At 57.8% G+C, this 16,893-nt stretch carries 18 protein-coding genes; 6 read left to right on the forward strand and 12 right to left on the reverse strand.

Annotation, left to right across the window (positions count from 1 at the left end):
* Positions 1 to 84 precede the first annotated feature (84 nt).
* Positions 85 to 291: a hypothetical protein gene (locus tag AAIH70_RS30535; RefSeq protein WP_430038034.1), complete on the reverse strand. Its 207-nt coding sequence runs from the start codon at positions 289 to 291 to the stop codon at positions 85 to 87.
* 35 nt (positions 292 to 326) lie between these two features.
* On the opposite strand from AAIH70_RS30535, the gene AAIH70_RS30540 reads away from it, so the two are divergent.
* The 3 genes from AAIH70_RS30540 to AAIH70_RS30550 all read left to right on the forward strand — a co-directional run bounded on the left by AAIH70_RS30540 (position 327) and on the right by AAIH70_RS30550 (position 1,420).
* Entirely contained in the window at positions 327 to 536 is a 210-nt protein-coding gene (locus tag AAIH70_RS30540) for a hypothetical protein (protein ID WP_430038037.1), read from the forward strand.
* A 47-nt stretch (positions 537 to 583) separates the two neighbouring features.
* Positions 584 to 1,099 carry a hypothetical protein gene (locus AAIH70_RS30545; protein ID WP_430038039.1) on the forward strand — a complete coding sequence of 172 codons (516 nt, stop codon included), beginning with the start codon at positions 584 to 586 and terminating at the stop codon, positions 1,097 to 1,099.
* Positions 1,100 to 1,177: 78 nt separating this feature from the next.
* Positions 1,178 to 1,420, forward strand: a complete 243-nt coding sequence (locus AAIH70_RS30550; RefSeq protein WP_430038042.1) for a hypothetical protein — start codon at positions 1,178 to 1,180, stop codon at positions 1,418 to 1,420.
* Between the two features lie 4 nt (positions 1,421 to 1,424).
* On the opposite strand, the gene AAIH70_RS30555 is transcribed toward AAIH70_RS30550, so the two are convergent.
* The 3 genes from AAIH70_RS30555 to AAIH70_RS30565 form a co-directional block, all read right to left on the reverse strand.
* Positions 1,425 to 2,387, reverse strand: a complete 963-nt coding sequence (locus AAIH70_RS30555; protein WP_430038045.1) for a trypsin-like serine peptidase — start codon at positions 2,385 to 2,387, stop codon at positions 1,425 to 1,427.
* 74 nt (positions 2,388 to 2,461) lie between these two features.
* A complete protein-coding gene (locus tag AAIH70_RS30560) occupies positions 2,462 to 3,163 on the reverse strand; it encodes a S1/P1 nuclease (protein ID WP_430038054.1) in 702 nt (233 codons plus the stop codon).
* A gap of 382 nt (positions 3,164 to 3,545) precedes the next feature.
* Positions 3,546 to 4,172: a nucleotidyl transferase AbiEii/AbiGii toxin family protein gene (locus AAIH70_RS30565; protein WP_430038057.1), complete on the reverse strand. Its 627-nt coding sequence runs from the start codon at positions 4,170 to 4,172 to the stop codon at positions 3,546 to 3,548.
* On the opposite strand from AAIH70_RS30565, the gene AAIH70_RS30570 reads away from it, so the two are divergent.
* Positions 4,140 to 4,754: a GntR family transcriptional regulator gene (locus AAIH70_RS30570; RefSeq protein WP_430038048.1), complete on the forward strand. Its 615-nt coding sequence runs from the start codon at positions 4,140 to 4,142 to the stop codon at positions 4,752 to 4,754. The genes AAIH70_RS30565 and AAIH70_RS30570 overlap by 33 nt on opposite strands.
* Before the next feature lie 145 nt (positions 4,755 to 4,899).
* Here the strand turns inward: AAIH70_RS30570 and AAIH70_RS30575 are convergent, their stop codons facing one another.
* Positions 4,900 to 6,219: an ATP-binding protein gene (locus AAIH70_RS30575; protein ID WP_132281654.1), complete on the reverse strand. Its 1,320-nt coding sequence runs from the start codon at positions 6,217 to 6,219 to the stop codon at positions 4,900 to 4,902.
* Between the two features lie 265 nt (positions 6,220 to 6,484).
* Here AAIH70_RS30575 and AAIH70_RS30580 point away from each other — a divergent pair, with 265 nt between their 5' ends.
* Positions 6,485 to 7,333, forward strand: coding sequence for a MipA/OmpV family protein (locus tag AAIH70_RS30580; RefSeq protein WP_132281651.1), 849 nt, complete (start codon positions 6,485 to 6,487; stop codon positions 7,331 to 7,333).
* Between the two features lie 75 nt (positions 7,334 to 7,408).
* Here the strand turns inward: AAIH70_RS30580 and AAIH70_RS30585 are convergent, their stop codons facing one another.
* The 6 genes from AAIH70_RS30585 to AAIH70_RS30610 all read right to left on the reverse strand — a co-directional run bounded on the left by AAIH70_RS30585 (position 7,409) and on the right by AAIH70_RS30610 (position 13,947).
* Positions 7,409 to 8,164, reverse strand: coding sequence for a response regulator (locus AAIH70_RS30585; RefSeq protein WP_132281648.1), 756 nt, complete (start codon positions 8,162 to 8,164; stop codon positions 7,409 to 7,411).
* A 72-nt stretch (positions 8,165 to 8,236) separates the two neighbouring features.
* Complete coding sequence (locus AAIH70_RS30590; RefSeq protein ID WP_132281645.1) at positions 8,237 to 8,854, reverse strand: methyltransferase family protein; 618 nt, start codon at positions 8,852 to 8,854, stop codon at positions 8,237 to 8,239.
* 166 nt (positions 8,855 to 9,020) lie between these two features.
* A complete protein-coding gene (locus tag AAIH70_RS30595) occupies positions 9,021 to 12,104 on the reverse strand; it encodes an efflux RND transporter permease subunit (RefSeq protein WP_132281642.1) in 3,084 nt (1,027 codons plus the stop codon).
* A complete protein-coding gene (locus AAIH70_RS30600) occupies positions 12,101 to 13,327 on the reverse strand; it encodes an efflux RND transporter periplasmic adaptor subunit (protein WP_245519432.1) in 1,227 nt (408 codons plus the stop codon). The genes AAIH70_RS30595 and AAIH70_RS30600 overlap by 4 nt, the downstream gene beginning before the upstream one ends.
* A gap of 36 nt (positions 13,328 to 13,363) precedes the next feature.
* Entirely contained in the window at positions 13,364 to 13,867 is a 504-nt protein-coding gene (locus AAIH70_RS30605) for a hypothetical protein (protein WP_430038060.1), read from the reverse strand.
* Positions 13,810 to 13,947 carry a hypothetical protein gene (locus tag AAIH70_RS30610; protein ID WP_430038063.1) on the reverse strand — a complete coding sequence of 46 codons (138 nt, stop codon included), beginning with the start codon at positions 13,945 to 13,947 and terminating at the stop codon, positions 13,810 to 13,812. The genes AAIH70_RS30605 and AAIH70_RS30610 overlap by 58 nt, the downstream gene beginning before the upstream one ends.
* A gap of 319 nt (positions 13,948 to 14,266) precedes the next feature.
* Between AAIH70_RS30610 and AAIH70_RS30615 the strand changes: the two genes are divergently transcribed.
* On the forward strand, positions 14,267 to 15,805 hold the full coding sequence (locus AAIH70_RS30615) for a Fic family protein (RefSeq protein ID WP_132281639.1): 1,539 nt from the start codon (positions 14,267 to 14,269) through the stop codon (positions 15,803 to 15,805).
* Positions 15,806 to 16,049: 244 nt separating this feature from the next.
* Here AAIH70_RS30615 and AAIH70_RS30620 read toward each other — a convergent pair whose 3' ends face one another.
* Entirely contained in the window at positions 16,050 to 16,358 is a 309-nt protein-coding gene (locus AAIH70_RS30620; protein ID WP_165932186.1) for a contact-dependent growth inhibition system immunity protein, read from the reverse strand.
* Between the last annotated feature and the right edge of the window lie 535 nt (positions 16,359 to 16,893).

Raw genomic sequence — 16,893 nt, forward strand, 5'->3', positions numbered from 1 at the left:
CGGAGGTCTCATGCGTGCAACAAAAGTGGCCTGGTTTTACTCCGCCGCCTGGCCTTAATTTGCTCCGGCGTTGACAGAGGCGTATCATACGACGATGACCTTGCTGCTGGGTTCCAACGGCCGCACCGAAGCGTGGCCGGTATCCAGAGAAGAATTCGACAAAACTCTGGCGCCGTCGATCGCCCCTTGAGCAATTTCGCAAAGCTTCGGATCAGGTCGCAGTTCCGTGACGATGTTAAGATTAAAAGGTGCCGCCCAATCGCTACCCTCGACTAGCGCGTCAAGGTCCATTGCAACTGTTCTCCATAAACGAAGGAAACTTCCCGATGATCGAATACGAAACCAAAAAGCCGGCGTTCAGCGACCCTCGCGCTGCGGTCAACGCGTTTGCCAAAAAGCACGGACTTGGGAAAGAGGAAGCCGAGCGGATTTATTTGAAGATTGGCATGGTGGCGACCGAGGAAGATTTTCTTGCGGAGGCGAAGCTTGTCTCGCCAGACTTCAAGTTACCGAATGAAAAGGCCAGAAAGCTATGACGTCACAAGCAGCGGAAGGACAGGTCCTGGACTCTAACAGTTCCGCGATGGCCCTGGAACCCTCACCGCAGGGGCTGACGCTTACTCCAGTTGATCGGCTTGGTTTCGAGCTACGAGAGCGAATCTCAAGCACCGTCAAGGCTGCCAGAGCCCAGAGAGGCCTTGAAATCCAGGAAGCTGCTGATCGGGTGGCTGCCGAGCGCTTGGAAGTTCAGCAGAAGGCCATCGCGGCACTGCTGGCACTTCTGAGCGACGATGCCCTCAATCGCATCATCGGACAGCATGCCGGTTTGGGTGAGTTGCAGACTGGGACGATCAAGGTAACCAAGCACGGGGTCGAACTCATCCGTACTGGCAGCGCAGGCGCATCGCAGATGTCCGGCGAAAAACTCAATATGACCTTCAACGGTGCCATTCCACAGTCCGGGCAGCAACTGAACTCCATTGAGTTTCAAGAGCGAGCGCAGCAACTTCGCGTTCAGGGTATCGAGATTGTGGGGGTCTACGATGCCTCTGGACAAAGCATCTTGATCACGTTCGATTACAGTGAGGCACTCGACTGACACGTCGCGCTCGACCGCCAGCCCGAGCTTAACAGGTTGCTGTCACGTCGATGTCTGAGCAACAGAAGGCAAAAGACTATGTCGAACAAAGGTAAGCTGATCGTTCTGGCAGCCTTCGTAAAGAACGACGATGGAGAGTTGGTGCCAGCGTTCGATCCGCGGCAGGTGGACAGCGAAGATCGGGCAAAGCGTGATGCGCAGCTAATCGCGGATCATTATGCCGGTGTTGTCGCCTGGAGCCGTGAGGCAGATCCATCGATAGGTGAGTACGGTCCGCCGACCATCATTTTCCATAGTGGCGAAATCCCTGAGCTGGAATAGCTGTTCAAGCAATTTGGAGAACACAAGGAGCTAGAGGCTGCGAGGCACCTTGGACGCGCGCCGGCATCCCATCTTCGCCAAAGACTTCGCGCCACGCAGTACCCCAATGGTGAAGCGCGATCACGCGCCACTCGCTGTTGAAGACCGGACTTCCGGAAGCGCCAGGCTCGGTATCGGCAACATAATGGAGCGCATTGTCGAAGCGGCCGACGAGCCGATTTTCTCGCAACACGACCTCCTTATAGCGTCCGTTCGGATGCTGGACGATATTGGCAAATTCACCGAGCATGTGCTTGTCGCTCGCCGCCGACAGGCCGCTCCATCCGAATGTCTCGAGCGGCAGTGTCCCCTGGAAGCGGTCGCCGACCCCGATGATCGTAAAGTCGAGGCCGTCTTGGCCATCCGGATCGGTGACGAAAACGGTCGGATCGAAACGGAACCGCGTGACGGATCGGCGGTTGCCGACGAGATCGAGCTCATAATCGAAATCGATCACCAGCTGACGGGAAAAGTCCGCCGAAGGAATGACATGGTGGTTGGTGAGGAACAGGCCGTTGCCAATCAGGAACCCAGTCCCAAGCCGCGTCTGGTTCTGATAGGAGACGCGGCCGACCGCGCGGGCGATGCGCGCGCCTTTTTCCAGAAAGCTCACGCTGACGAAGTCGACGGTGTCACCCCAGACCTTCTCAGCACCACGCGGGGCCGCCGCCGCCGGGCGCGCACGGGAGAGCTCCGCCCCATCCGGTGCGGCGGTGACGGCCGCGGCCATGGTGCGGATCGTCGTGTCGATAACTTCGGCTTCGCGCTGACTGACGTTGGCCTTCGTTTGCAAGCGGGCGACACGTCGCTCGGCACTCGGCTCAGCCGCGTAGGGGTTGCCGTCCCGCGCGACTTGAATTGATCGGACGATTTCGCCGCGATTGGCGCGCATGCGCGCCTTGATGGATTCCTCTGATGCCAGCGCCATACTTCCCCCTTTTTCCGTCCGATACGATAGCAAAGGCAGCGACGACAATCTACCTATGATTGCTGCCGATGCCTTCAAGGATAGGCCGAAAATGCTTCATTCAAAGCCTTTGAGAGCCGCACGCCTGCTGTTGCCAGTTGCTCGTCAGCGATTGCCTTTTCCTGCGAAAGTTGTTGCTGACCGAGCGTCAGGTCGCGCGAGACGAGGCCATAGGCCTCAACGGCTTTGAGGTGGCACTGGTTGACCCAGTCAATGACCGATCCAGAGGCGAGCTTGGTCTCGTCTTTGCCTTTCAGCCATTTCTGTTCGAGATCGTGGACGTAGGCGTTCCAGTTCCACTGCACGTCGCCGATAATGAGACTATCCCAGACCTTGTGGAAGTTCGTTCGCGTCTCGACGCTGTTCTGTTTCGGGCCTGAGTAGAAGACCTGCAGGCCATTGCCACCACCATCGCCTTCCCGCTCCGCGCAGTGCAGCGGCTGCGCCATGTCTCCGTAAAGGTGCACGATAAATTTAAGCGCCATCGCGTGCTTGGCGACATCCGCAGGATTGTTGAAATCGGCGGGCACCGACAGGATTGCGAGCTGCGTCGCAACCGCCTTTATGAGGCACGTTCCCGAGCTGCTCGTCTCGGGCGGGCAATCGCGGGCGGCATCGTAGCGGACGTCCTTTGGGTCGATGCCCTTGACGTCGATCGGAATGTCGACAAAGTGCCAGTTTGTCGTTTCCGTGTGGCTGCTGCGATAATCGTCGGCCCAGCTTGCGATCGATGCCAGCGAGACCGGGCCGCCGGCGCGGGGTCGAGTTCGCTCTTCAGAAGCTTCTGCACCGTCACGAAGGCATGTCCGGTCAGACGGTGCTGGGCGATCTCAGAGACGACAGAATGTCCAGCCTCACCCCAGGCAAAAGCCTGGGCGGGAGCAAGCAGAAGTAAGAAGGCCTGGGTTGTTCGCGAACGCCGCATTCTCGTCTCCTCATCGGGTTGCGGTTTCGAGCGACGAGGCCTGACACGGTGCCCGTCTTGCCGCAGTATTTACAATGCCGAGATGAGATCATTGTGAAGGTCGCAATCGACTGCAGCTTCAAAACACGCCGCTGACGACAAAGCCGCGTCGACATGCTCTTTTTGATGAAGCGGTCGTCGCTGGAATCGCCGACTTAAGTCTTGTGAAGTCGTTCGGCGAACTGCTGTGTCGCTTCGAAGGCCTTCCCTAACTCGGGCTTGTCGCCGTAGACGAGATCGCCAAGCAGTTTCGAATAACTTTCTGCAAACGTCTTGTCTTTGGCCATGACTTCGTAGACCCGGAGCGTCTCGGCTTTGGGATCTTCCTTGTAGGCGGGATAGTCGCCCGCGCGTGTTGCGGCTTCCGCCGTCATCGTATCGAGCGCGATCGCGACGGCGGCGTCCAGATCATACAGACCGTTCATGCGCGACAGATCGTAGACGTGCCGAACGAGCGTGTGGTCGAGGGCGCCAAGGCCCGAAAAGGCAAAGCCCGCCCGACGCGCCAGGGCGACGAACTTGTCTGCTGCAGTTTCCACCAGCCGCACGCACTTAACATCGATAGCTTCGGGCTTTTCACCTTTCGCTTCCGCCACGAACGACGACACCGAGCGAGTTTCAGGTGCTGTCGCGACCGGGAAAGACGAGAGTTCGATCTTGATCTCCGGGCGTAAAACACCTTCGCCTTTTGCGATCGGATCGTACGGCAGGTCGTATCGGACATATCTGTCGTTCTGCTTGACCTCATAATGACCGTCGACAGCAAAACCTGCTGCGGTCAGTCAGTCGTTCACCTCGCTTCGAAAGCGCTTGAGAACGCTTCGCGAGGTGGATTTTTCGCCGATGATGCGAAGGTCGATGTCTTCCGACATGCGCTCAAGCAGGCGGTAGGCGCGACCGAGCGCGGTCCCACCGCCAAACGCCAGAGTGAGCCCATCGACCTCGACGTCGTGGATCGCTGCCAAGGCTTGAACGACAAACCAGTCCTTCTCGACCAACGCGGCGGATGGAAGCCCAAAATATTCCTGCACTTCATTGGCTACGATGATCCATACGAGGAACTGATTATGAGTGCGGCCCGAGCCAATCCGAACGTTCTGGAAGTCAGGATCGAAAAAGAGAATATTCGCTCTCAGGTTGTGCGAGCAATCCGGCGAGCTATCATTAGCGGTGAGTTTTTGCCCGGACCTCGCCTTGTCGAGTCTGATCTATGCGCGGCCCTAGAAGTCTCCAGACCATCGCTTCGAGAAGCGCTCAGGCATTTGGAAAGCGAACATCTCGTTACTTCATACCCAACAGAGGCTGCTTCGTCGCTGAACTCGCTTGGGATGACGCTTTGCAGATTTACGAGACACGGCTTGTAATCGAACCAGAGATCGCGGCCCTGGCTGCACAACATATTTCCGATAACGCGCTCTTGGAATTATAGCAGGCCATAAGAGACTTCGCCAAGGCAGTCGAGGCGAAAGATCCCCTTTGGTCTAGCCCGAGGGGTTCACTCCAATGCAATCAAAGGGGCAATACCAGCCTAACGCACAACCCTGTAGACTGATGGTCGTAAAATTCCAATTTTCCGTGATGCGCCTGTACAATTTCCGCTACGATGGAAAGGCCGAGACCGAAGCCCGTATCTGTCCCGCCCCGCGCGGTGTCCATCTTGAAAAACGGCTCCAGCACGCGGCTTCTGTGGGCTTCTGGAATGCCAGGTCCGTCATCCACGATATCGATGACGGTTCTGCCGTTTTCCATACGCAGATGAACCTCCACGCTGGTGCCGAATTTTACGCCGTTTTCACATAGATTGGTGACAGCGCGGGTCAGCGCCAACGGCTTGAAGTTGGCAACGGCACGCGCCGGGCCAAAATAGCGCACGTCATGCCCCATATCCGAAAACTCGTTGCAGACCGTCTGCAGAACCGAGGCCAGATCGACGCGTTGTGATGCCTCATACTGGTGGTTGTCGCGCAGATAACCGAGACTTTCCTTCAGCAGTCTATCGATGTGTTCGATATCGGTCAGCAGCGCATCGCGAACATCTTCCTCACCGACACGCTCGGCCCGAAGCCGCAGCCGCGTCAACGGCGTTCGCAGGTCATGACTGATGCCGCGCAGCATCCGGGTGCGCGCTTCCACCATTGTCGAGATGCGGCTTTGCATGCCGTTCAGCGCACGCGCGAGCGCCACGATCTCGACACTGCCACGTTCCTCGAAAAGCGCCGGCCCGACAGAAATATCGGCCTTCATGGCCGAGGCTGCGATGCGGCGCAGCGGGCTGGTGATCGCCCAAACCGCGAAAACCGAAAACAGGATGATCAAGGTGAGCGTCGCCACCAGATAGTTCGAGCCGAACCTCAGTGCATCATTGCGCAGAAAACTTTCCGGCCGCAGTTCCATGACCAGCAGCGTCGCGTCATCGACCTTCGCAGCGAGGATACGCTTGCCATCGACGAATGTTCTCCAGCCACCATAAGGAACGGGCAGATCTTCGGGGGGAAGAAGGCGGTCTATGACGATCTGGATAAACGGCTCATCCGGTGACGAGGCGGCAACGTTATCGAAATACGAGATCGGCTGCAACTCGAGACGCAGGTCACCACGATTTGCGGCAGCAAGGACTGCACCTCTCTCGCCAGGCTCCGCTTTCGCAAGAACCAATGCGATCGAGGTCACGCGCGCCGACATCCCCTCGAGATCGGGCGTGTCGTATTCGTCTCTGACCCATCGCTCCAGCGTCGAGCCGATCAGAAAGGCAATCACCAGGCAGGCAAAGATAACGGCCGTGATCTGGCCATGAATGGTCGAAATCAACCGGGAGACCCGAAACCTCAAAATGCCTCCTCGGGAACGCACCCCGTTGCATGACAGTATGGTCGCACGCCAACAATCGCAGCAACCTCGGCGTAGAATAGTGAGCTTGAGGGAAATTGGACATTAAGTTTTGTGTCGGTCGCCCCGGAACCCCGGCGATTCCACCGGCAGCAACAAAGCGTAACACAAAGACATGCTGCGCCGGACGCCTTCGTGACAGGACGGATGTGTTGCACACACGGCTCGTCTTGACTGGCGACGCCCGTGTCAAATCACTGGAGCACCCATGTCTTTTATCCAACGGACCGACCGGCGACTTCTGACAAGCGCCCTCTACGTCTCGCTCGTGCTGATCGGCACCGGCTCGAAAACGCTTGCCGCCGACGCAAGCCTGTCCGACCAGCCACCGGAGCCTGCTTTCGATCAGGAACGGTTCAACAGCGAGAAACCACAACGCAACTGGAGCCTGATCGTCGGCGCCGGTGGGATTTACGAGCCGGAATACGAAGGCAGCGACAAGCTCGAGGTTTCGCCCGTTCCCTTCATCGTCTTCAATTACGGCGACTGGCTGGAGATCGATCCAAGAGGCGTCACAGTCACAGCCATCCAGCATGATGGCTTCAAGCTTTCCGCCAAGGTCGGCTACGAGAGCGGCCGCGACCAGGATGATGCCGATCGCCTGCGCGGGCTGGGTGATATCGATTTTGCCGCGACCGTTGGCGCCAAGGCATCCTATGAATGGAACGGTTTCGAATTCTACGCCGCCGTCGATCAGACGATCGATGGAAGCGAAAGTCTGATCGGCACGTTTGGCGCCGAATATCAGGCGCCGGTGACGGAACGGCTCATTCTCGGTGCCGGTGTCGAGGCGGTCGTCGCTAACGACAGGCACATGGAAAGCTATTTTGGCGTCAACGCGGCGCAGGCCGCCAGTTCAGGTCTTCCCGAATATAAGGCGGAGGCGGGCCTGAAGCGCGTCAACGTCTCGGCATCGGCGATCTACATGCTCAGCGAGAACTGGCTGGTGCGCGGCGAAGCCGGCGTCGGCGTCCTGACCGGCGATGCGGCTGACAGCCCGATCGTCGAAGAGAAAGTTCAGCCTTCGGCGTCGCTGTTTGTCGGCTATAAATTCTGAACGGGCAGACATGAAGATGGAAAAGCCGGGTCATCGCCCGGCTTTTTTGTGGGTCCGGCCTTTTCGTGGCCAATGTCAGCCCTGTTCGACCCTTGCGGTGAACACGTAACCGCCAAGTCTGACGGTCTGCAGAAAGATGGGCGTTTTCGGATCGGCTTCGATCTTCTGGCGCAGACGGCTGATATGCACATCGACGCTGCGCTCGATCGGCCCGGCAAGCCCCGTATGGGTGAGCGAAAGAAGCTCCTCGCGGGTGATGACCCGCCCGGGATTGCGGCAGAAGGCCAGCAGGAGATCGAATTCGGTAGTCGTCACCGCCACACGCGCATTGCTTGGGTCGTGCAACTGGCGACGGAGTGGATCGATCTGCCAGCCTTCGAAACGCAGCGTCCGCTGAACGGTGGTATGCGCGAGACCATAAGAGGCACGGCGCAGCAGGCTGCGGATGCGGGCGACGACTTCACGCGGGCTGAACGGCTTGGTGACATAATCATCGGCGCCGACTTCCAGCCCGACGATGCGGTCCACCTCTTCGCCAAGCGCGGTCAGAAGAATGATCGGCGTCGTCTTTTCCGAGCGGATCCGCCGGCAGATGCTGAGGCCATCCTCACCGGGCAGCATGACATCGAGAATGATCAAGTCGAATTCGTTGCTGCGCAACAACGCGTTCATGACGTGACCGTCTTCTGCGACTGTCGGCAGCATGCCGTTTTCCTGCACGGCAAGCGCCAGCAGCTTACCGATTTCGGGATCGTCCTCGACGATCAGGATTTTCGCATTGTTCGAATTTGGCTGCACCGCCGATTTCCTCGCTGCCCCGACAGCAGGCATCTCGCATGCAGCCGGGTTCGCAGATGTTTCGCTTTATTAAGTTTTGTTGCGAGGCTTGGCAAACGGCGGCTGTCAAACCGGCAGGGTCCAGACGACCGGCAGAAGGTCACCCGCCTGTCCGGCCCTGATCAGCTCGATGGCAATCCAGGCGCCGAGGAAAACGATGCCATCGCGGAGACTGCCGATCGCCTTGGCCGAGCGAAGCGGCACATCCTCGCACTCGCGCCAGAGCGACAGATTGGGCACGAGCCTCGGGACGCATGCCCTGTAATTATCGAAACTGCCGCCGTAACGGCTGCCGAGATAGGCATCTTCGCCGCGCATCGCCATGTCGAAGGCAAACCAGGCGGCCAGCACCAGCATCGCCATGGACAGGAGGCTGCCCGTTTGTGCGCCGATACCGGCAATGCCGACCAGACTGAAAAAATATAGCGGATTGCGGGTGACCGAATAGGGTCCCGTTGTCACCAGTTCGGAATTCTTGCGGCCACCGATATACAGAAGCGACCAGCCGCGCCCGGCAATTGCCACGAAAATCGCCAGTGTTCCGAGAAGTTCGAGCATGACGCTCACCAGCGGGAGCGGCGGTGGCGCCGAGGTGATGGCCAGCATGCAAAACGCAATGCCGCCCGAAATCCGCAGGGCGTTGATGCGGTAGATCTGGATGAAGGGAGATCGGATATCGTTCATGGTGCTTTTCAAGCCTCGCGGATAAGGAAACTCACCCGGTTTCCCATGCGCGAAGAGGTTCTGGCTTAACGATATGTTGCCCAATGTTAAGAGGGGCAAAGACATGTGAAGGGGCCAGCGGTTACCAGCTGGCCCCTTCGTGACGCGCCATCAGGGCATCAGCGCGCTATTGCCGGTTCGCGTCGAAATCCGGTTCGGCCGACTGGAGGAAAGGCCGAACCAGGTTGCCGAGACGGTCACCGAAACCCGACACGATAAGATGCAGCGCGGGGATGACGATCAGCGACAGGACGGTGGAAACCAGCAAACCGCCGATCACCGCGATCGCCATCGGCGCACGAAATTCGCCGCCATCACCGATCGCGAAGGCCGAGGGCAACATGCCGCCTGCCATGGCAAGCGTGGTCATGACGATCGGCCGCACCCGTTCCAGGCAGGCCTCGATGATCGCCTCGCGGCGGGAGAGACCATGTGCCTCCCGCTCGATGGCGAAATCCACCAGCATGATCGCATTTTTGGTGACGATGCCCATCAGCATGAGGATGCCGATCACCACCGGCAGCGAGATCGCGTAACCGGTCAGCACCAACGCGACCACGACGCCACCGATCGACAGCGGCAGCGATGCGAGGATGGTGAAAGGCGACAGAATGCTTCTGAACAGCAGGATCAACACGATCAGCACCAGCATGATCCCCGCTCCCATGGCGACGGCGAAACTTTCGAACACCTCGCCTTCGGTATCGGAATCGCCGGTTGCTTGGACACGCACACCATCGGGCAGGTTCTTAACACTTTCGAGCTGCAGCAGGCGTTCCAGTCCCTGCCCCGAGGTCAGTCCGTCTGCCATGTCCGCACCGATCTCGATGCGGCGCTGGCGGTCGAACCGGTCGATCGCGGCAACCGTCTGGTCGAAGCTGATCTCCGCGACTGCGGAAAGCGGCACCAGTTTTCCGTCGGCGGCGGGCACGCCGAGTGTCTCGAAAACCGGCAGCCGTCCACGCGCCGCGCGGTCAAGAACGACGCGGATCGGGATCTGCCGCGACCCTTCAACAAAATTGGCAAGTCGGCTGTCGACATCACCGATCGTCGAGATGCGCATCGTGCTGGCGATCGCGTCGGTCGATACATCGAGCGTTGTTGCCCTGTCGGTATCGACGACCATTCTGAGTTCGGGGCGCATGGCGACATTGTCGCTGGCCGGCCCGATGAAACTTCCCTCGGTTGCCATCTCCTTGAGAATATCGTCCGCCGCGCGGCGAACGGCCTCGCCATCGCTGCCGAGTACGGAAAAGGATATGTCGCGGCCACCGCGATCGTTCAGAAAACGCAGGCGAACATCGGGAATGTCCGCGAGCCTTGCCGTAAGCTCCGCCTCGATGGCGAAGGACGACCGCTGACGCGCCGTCTTGTGCTTCAGATCAACCGAAATCACCGCATAACGCACGTCCTGCTGGCCGCTCATGCTGGCACCGGCCCGCACCAGTGCGCCCTCGACATCGTCCAGTTTTGCAACGATTGCAGAAATGCCGTTGGTGACCCGGCGGGTATCCTCCAGCGTTGCGCCTGGCGGCAATTCGACAGTCAGCGTCAGCCGGCCGGTATCCTCTTCCGGCAGGAACGTGGTCGGCATGGACATCAGCGAAACGATGGCGACTGCGAACAGCCCAAGCGCCGATGCGACCGTCATCCATTTCCAGCGTAGCGTTTTGCGCAGCATGGTTTCGTAGGCGATGGAAAGCCATCCCTTGCGCTCCTGCGCGGCGGGTGCGCCGGTCATCATATAGGCGGCCATGATCGGCGTGATCAGTCGCGCCACCAGCAGGGAGAAGAACACGGCGATGGCGACCGTCAGGCCGAATTCGCGAAAATAGAGACCGACCACGCCGCTCATCAGCCCCACCGGTGCGAACACGGCAATGATGGTTGCCGAAATAGCGATGACGGCAAGCCCGATTTCGTCGGAGGCATCCAACGCCGCACGGTAGGCGGATTTGCCCATGTTGCGGTGGCGCACGACATTCTCGATCTCGACGATCGCGTCATCGACCAGAATACCGGTGACCAGCGTGATTGCCAGAAGGCTGAGGATGTTGAGGGAAAAGCCGAGCATATCGAGCGCGAAAAAGGTCGGGATGACCGACAGCGGCAGGGCGACTGCCGCCACCAGCGTCGCACGCCAGTCGCGCAGGAAAAGGAAAACGACGACAATGGAAAGTGCGGCACCTTCCAGCAACGTATTCATCGCCGAGCGGTAATTGCCTTGCGTGTAGGAGACGGTGTCATCGACAAGGTTAAAACGAAGATCCGGTCGCGCCGCCGCCAGTTGCTCGATCTTGACAGCGACCGCCTCCGCCACGGCGACATCGCTCGCGCCCTGAGAACGGTAGATGGCAAAACCGACGATATCGGCCGCGTTCAGGCTGGCAAATGCCCGCGGTTCGGCCACGGCATCACTGACATGCGCGACATCCGCCAGACGCACCGACTTTTCGCCCGACAGCGAAAGACGTTTTTGCGCGAGTTGCTCCATCGTTGCGGCCGCAGCCGCCGTCGTCAGAACCTGCTCGCCGCCTTCCATGTCGCTGCGTCCACCGGAGCGATCGAACTGGTTTTGCGCGATGGCCGCGTTGACCGCGCTGGCGGACAGCGACAGCGCCTGCAAACGATCGGCATCGAGTTCGACACGGATTTCGCGATCAGCACCTCCAATGCGCTCAACCCGCCCCACGCCGGATAGCCCCTGCAGATCACGCGTGACCGTGTCATCGACGAACCACGAGATTTCGCCTTCCGTCATGTCCCGGCTGGAGACCGCATAGGTGACAACGGATTGCGCTTCCTCCTCGATCCGCTCGATCACCGGTTCATCGATCGTGCCCGGAAGATCGCCGCGAATGCGGGCAATGGCATCGCGAACGTCGGCCATGGCCCGATCCGGCGAGATCACCCCGAGTTCGAATTCGACAGTTGTGACCGAACGCCCTTCGCCGATCGTGGAGGACAATTCCTTGATGGCCGGCAGCGAGGCGATGGCGTTTTCGACCAGCCGCGTCACCTCCGTTTCGAGTTCGACGGGCGTTGCGCCGGACTGCTCGACGGTGACCTTGACCGCCGGCGTGATGATCGTCGGAAAATAGGTGATCGGCAGTTTTGCAAAACTGTAGAGACCGATGATCGTCAGCACGACAAAAAGCAGAATGGAGGGCAGCGGATTGCGGATCGCCCAGGCGGAAATATTGCCGTTCATCGTGCGACCTCATAGCTTTCGATGACCGTGGCTGCGGCGAGATGATCCGCCGAAGGACGTTCGGATGCGGCGATGACGGGGCGAACCTTCTCATCGGCCTTGAGGAACCCGCCGGATTTCAGCACGACCATCTCACCATCGGCGATGCCGCCAACGATCTCGGCAAACCCGTCCTGCCGCGCGCCTACCGTTACGGGTCTCGATCGCACCACCCCATCGGTGACGACAAGGACAGTGCTTGCGCCGCTCATGGTTTTCACCGCACTGCCGGGCAGAAGGATATTGCGCCGTGCCGCGATATTGATGCTGCCGCGGGCAAAGGCACCGGGCTTCAATCCTTCAGCATTTTCGAGTTCGATGCGCACTTCACCGCTGCGCGTCACCGGATCGAGTTCGGCCGCATTCAGCCTCAAAACACCGGCGATCGTGCCACCATGCCCCGCCAGCGTGATGCCCGCCGGCATGCCTTCGCCAAGCCGCATGAAACTGGTCTCCGTGACCTGGGCGACGAATTCGACGGAGCCGTCCCTGGCGATCACAAATAACGGGCCGCCGGTATCACTCGTCATGGCGCCCAGACGGGCCGCCCTTCGCAACACCAGACCCGCCTTCGGCGCCCGCACCGTGCTACGCTCGATCGTCAACTCGATTTCACGTCGCTCGCGGGCAATCAGCGCCGCATCGGCTTCTGCCAGGGCAAGCGATTGCCGGGCAAGTCCCAGTTCGGCCAGTGCGCGCGCATGGGCGTTTTCGTGTTCATCGAGAAGCTGCTGGGAGACCGCACCCTTTGGCTGCAGCGCCCGGCTGCGTTCCAGAACTTTTCGTGATTGAGCTTCGCTGACTCCGGCGAGCTCCAACCTGCTTGCCTCTACCTCGAAGGCCGCCTTGGCACGTCGGATGGAGACCGAATTTTTATCGAGAAGCATGAGGGCTTCAGTCGCATCCAGCATCGCAAGCGGTTGCCCCTGCGCCACGAACTGCCCGACTTCCACGAGAATAAGCTCGATCGCTTTGCCCTGATTAAGCGTGTGCACTTGGACTTCCTCACGCGCGACGAACGATCCGACGACCGGGATCGTTTCCGTGACCGCAGCGTTTCGAGCGATAATAACGGTGACCGGGATCTGCTCTTCCGCAAAGGATATGTCCGAAAACAAAAAACACGATGACAGCGCACCGACGAGTGTACGTGCCAGCAAACCTGATAGGGATGTTCCACCCATGAAACGACCTTCCGCTTGATCCGCGACAGATGCGGACTATTCGGATTTTAACGTAGCAATCAGTGCGGTTACGTGTGTGTCATCACATTGCAAGATATTACGGTGCATAGGCAATTTTCTATCCGGCAAGAGAGTCACAGGCCTGCGCAGCTCCAAGTCGCAAACGATTGTTCCGCAGGTTTGACCGCGCCTGAAGGCAAAGTCATCAATGCCGATGACATTGGGATCGCCATGCTGATCAACCGTACGGCGGCGAACCACCCGCAATAACGTGTCGTTGCTCACCGGCACCATCAGGCGATCGGTAAATGCTGCGGCAGGTCTACCGCCAAGCGCCAGACCGAGGTGGTGAACAATCGTCTCCAGCCTCTGGGTGCGTCGACCATAGCGAGCCAGCACGTTGTCAACGAATTGTTCGCAGAGGATATGTCGGCCACACAGCACGGCATCGCACCAGAACCGGCGCGTCAGGACTGTCAACTCTACCCGCCGGCCACTGAGAGGTAAGTCAGCAGGTCGCCGCTCATATCGGCTTTGAATTCGTCGGCTTGCTCGCCCGCAGGCTGGACAAGCTGCTGATAGATCGCGCGATCGAAGTCGAACTTGAACACATAACCCAACGATCTTCACTGCCTCTACTACAAAGCCGAACGGCTTGAGACTCGCATGCGGCAATCTGTGGCCCATTGCTGATCCTCCGGTGAAACAGCAGAAACCTCATTCACGACAGCAACAAATTTGAGTCAGAGCCAGTTCTCAGTGCAAATCAACACTTACGACATCAAAGACGCGTCATGATTCATCATCTTTAACGCGTATTGACTCAACATTAAAAACGCGCATATGAAAGACAACAAAGACGCGTAATTATCCAGGTATTGATTTATGAGACGTGGGATTGTGAGTTCGCGCAAGAACAACGAAGTCGTGAGAACCAAAATGGCTACACCAAATGAAAAGTTGGCTGACGCCCTGCAAGCCCTCAAAACATTGCAGGATGGCGGGCTTCGAATATTTAAGTCCGACGAGTTCAGCCGACTACACCGAGAGCGCCTTACACGGAGCGGATTTCTCCAAGAAGTCATCCGCGGCTGGCAAATGTCAACGGGACCCCAGTCCCAAGACGGCGACACAACCCTTTGGTACGCTTCATTCTGGGAGTTCTGCTCCCTCTACTGCAACGACCGCTTTGGACGGGAATGGCATCTGTCACCGGAACAATCGATGCTACTCCACGCAGAAGCAACTGCGATTCCGCCCCAGGTGATTGTCAACAGTCCAAAGGGAGCGGGCAACAATTTATCACTGCTTTTTGGCACATCCATCTACGATCTCAAGACCAAGCAAATGCCAACGCGCGAGGATCTCGTCGAGAAAAACGGATTGAGATTCTATACTGCGGACGCCGCCCTGGTAAAAGTTGCTGAAGCGTTTTTCCAAAGATCACCTATCGAAGCCCAGATCGTGCTGAAATCCATGCGCGATGTGTCGGCTGTCCTCGGTCGATTACTCGACGGAGGACATTCGGCCGTGGCAGGCCGTCTGGCCGGCGCATTTCGGCGCATAGGAAAAGGCGAGTTCGCCGACGATATATTGAAAACGATGAAAGGCGCGATGTACGACGTTAGAGAGACAGACCCGTTCGATCAAAACCAGCAAGTCTCCACATTAGCTGTCGGTGGATCTCCCATTGTGGCGCGTCTCAATGCTATATGGGAAAGCCAGCGTCAGGCGGTCCTCGATGTTTTTCCTGCTGCCCCCGGGCTTCCCTCGGACACCACCGAATTCATGAAATCGGTCGAGGACATATACAAAAACGACGCATACCACTCGCTTTCGATCGAGGGGTACAGCGTTACTCCGGAACTCATTGATCGCGTGCGCACTGGTACGTGGGATCCGGACGTAGATCAGCAGGATGGAAAAAACCGCGACGCTTTGGCAGCACGCGGTTACTGGCAGGCGTTTCAAAGCGTGAAGGAATCTGTTGCAGAGATTCTCCGCAGAGCACCAGCGGGAGCCGTTGTCCGAAAGCAACATAGGGATTGGTACCGCGAACTGTTCGGCCCCTCGGTCGCCGCAGGTATTCTGAAACCCAGCGCCCTCGCGGGCTATCGAAACCACCCTGTATATCTCCGCGGATCATGGCATGTACCACCGCGCTCCGAAGCAGTTCCGGATGGAATGGAGACCCTGTTCGATCTACTGGAGAAGGAAAGCGAGCCAGCGGTTAGGGCAGTCCTTGGCCACTGGTTGATAGGCTATGTTCATCCCTATCCTGACGGCAACGGACGGATGGCGCGCTTCCTGATGAACGCCATGTTCGCCTCGGGTGGGTTTCCATGGGCAGTGGTTAGGGTTGAGGATCGGTCAACTTATTTGGCTGGCCTTGAACAGGCGAGCGTCCACATGAACGTCAAACCGTTCGCGGAATTCATCGCGGAACGCACCTCTTGGCCGATGAGTAAGGCACTCTAAAATCATCGATCGCTCTTGAAGGGAATTGAACCTTCGACCAATGGCCCATTTCTGCTAAACATCAGATAATGCGTTGCATTTAGAGGGTCGACATGCTGGCCATAGGCTGGCTTTGGAACTGTAATTGCTGTCGATACCCAACGCCTACAAGCGGATTAATGACTGCCTACGTAAAGTAAAAAAGCTCTCGCACACAAAATAATATACCGCCACCTCTCAATATTAACAATGATAAGAAAGCAACTTATCCAATACACCGACTTAGAGCGAGCTGTAACGCTGCGCCTATATCCTCCATATTCCTTCGTTTTTCGAGAACCACGTCACCCAAGCCTCCACGCAAAGTCGGCTCAAACCCCTCTCCTCTTATCCTACGCGAAGGCGATATTGTGATGATGTCCGGGGACATTTCGAAGCTACAGAAAAGCATCCCTTTAAACATTGATGTCCGCGTTTTGTAGGAATAGGTTTCCATCATTGTTTCCAACCAATTTTCGTATCTTTTATTTATGTTCTCTTTCTTGAAAAATTCCTCATCTTCCAAAGGATGCAAAATTTACTTCTTTCAGCCGAAGACAAAACCGCCTCAGTCAAAAATGCACCGGAAACACTTCCATCTAAACATACACATCCGCTCTGATAGTCATGTACTCTAGTCCTGTATCCAGAATTAGTGATCACACAATGAAATTTTCTTGTCTTATAAATACTGCAAGCCTGAAATGGGGCTGGAGAATTTGTCATTTCACTACCGTTACATTTACGACCACGCCCTTTGTTGTGCCGTAAACGATTAATCTGTTAATCTCTTGCCATTATCGGCTCCACTCTCTCAGAAGTTTGAGCCTCCGGCAAACCCGGCGCGGTTCACTGCGATCGAGCATGGGACATTCAAGGCGGTCGCCTTGGACTTCGATGTCTCGATCATCTCCCGGGCGTGCACAGCCGGGAGTGTTGGTATGAGGCTGATCATTTCGGTATCCGATTTTCGGGTGGCCGACCGCCGTCTGTTGGCGGCCGTCCACGATGCTGAATGATCAGGCTGCCCGGATACGGGTCTGGCGCAGGGCGGTGAGCAGAGCTTCGGC

Source organism: Neorhizobium sp. BT27B (assembly GCF_050455485.1).
In the GTDB taxonomy this organism is placed as follows: domain Bacteria; phylum Pseudomonadota; class Alphaproteobacteria; order Rhizobiales; family Rhizobiaceae; genus Neorhizobium.

Bases quoted from the DNA above. Each gene is read 5' to 3' on its own strand.
- AAIH70_RS30580 (WP_132281651.1), top strand. From the start codon at position 6,485: ATGTCTTTTATCCAACGGACCGACCGGCGACTTCTGACAAGCGCCCTC.
- AAIH70_RS30570 (WP_430038048.1), top strand. From the start codon at position 4,140: ATGACCGTCGACAGCAAAACCTGCTGCGGTCAGTCAGTCGTTCACCTC.
- AAIH70_RS30615 (WP_132281639.1), top strand. From the start codon at position 14,267: ATGGCTACACCAAATGAAAAGTTGGCTGACGCCCTGCAAGCCCTCAAA.
- AAIH70_RS30545 (WP_430038039.1), top strand. From the start codon at position 584: ATGGCCCTGGAACCCTCACCGCAGGGGCTGACGCTTACTCCAGTTGAT.
- AAIH70_RS30590 (WP_132281645.1), bottom strand. From the start codon at position 8,854: ATGAACGATATCCGATCTCCCTTCATCCAGATCTACCGCATCAACGCC.
- AAIH70_RS30550 (WP_430038042.1), top strand. From the start codon at position 1,178: ATGTCGAACAAAGGTAAGCTGATCGTTCTGGCAGCCTTCGTAAAGAAC.
- AAIH70_RS30585 (WP_132281648.1), bottom strand. From the start codon at position 8,164: ATGCCTGCTGTCGGGGCAGCGAGGAAATCGGCGGTGCAGCCAAATTCG.
- AAIH70_RS30595 (WP_132281642.1), bottom strand. From the start codon at position 12,104: ATGAACGGCAATATTTCCGCCTGGGCGATCCGCAATCCGCTGCCCTCC.
- AAIH70_RS30535 (WP_430038034.1), bottom strand. From the start codon at position 291: ATGGACCTTGACGCGCTAGTCGAGGGTAGCGATTGGGCGGCACCTTTT.
- AAIH70_RS30600 (WP_245519432.1), bottom strand. From the start codon at position 13,327: ATGGGTGGAACATCCCTATCAGGTTTGCTGGCACGTACACTCGTCGGT.
- AAIH70_RS30555 (WP_430038045.1), bottom strand. From the start codon at position 2,387: ATGGCGCTGGCATCAGAGGAATCCATCAAGGCGCGCATGCGCGCCAAT.
- AAIH70_RS30540 (WP_430038037.1), top strand. From the start codon at position 327: ATGATCGAATACGAAACCAAAAAGCCGGCGTTCAGCGACCCTCGCGCT.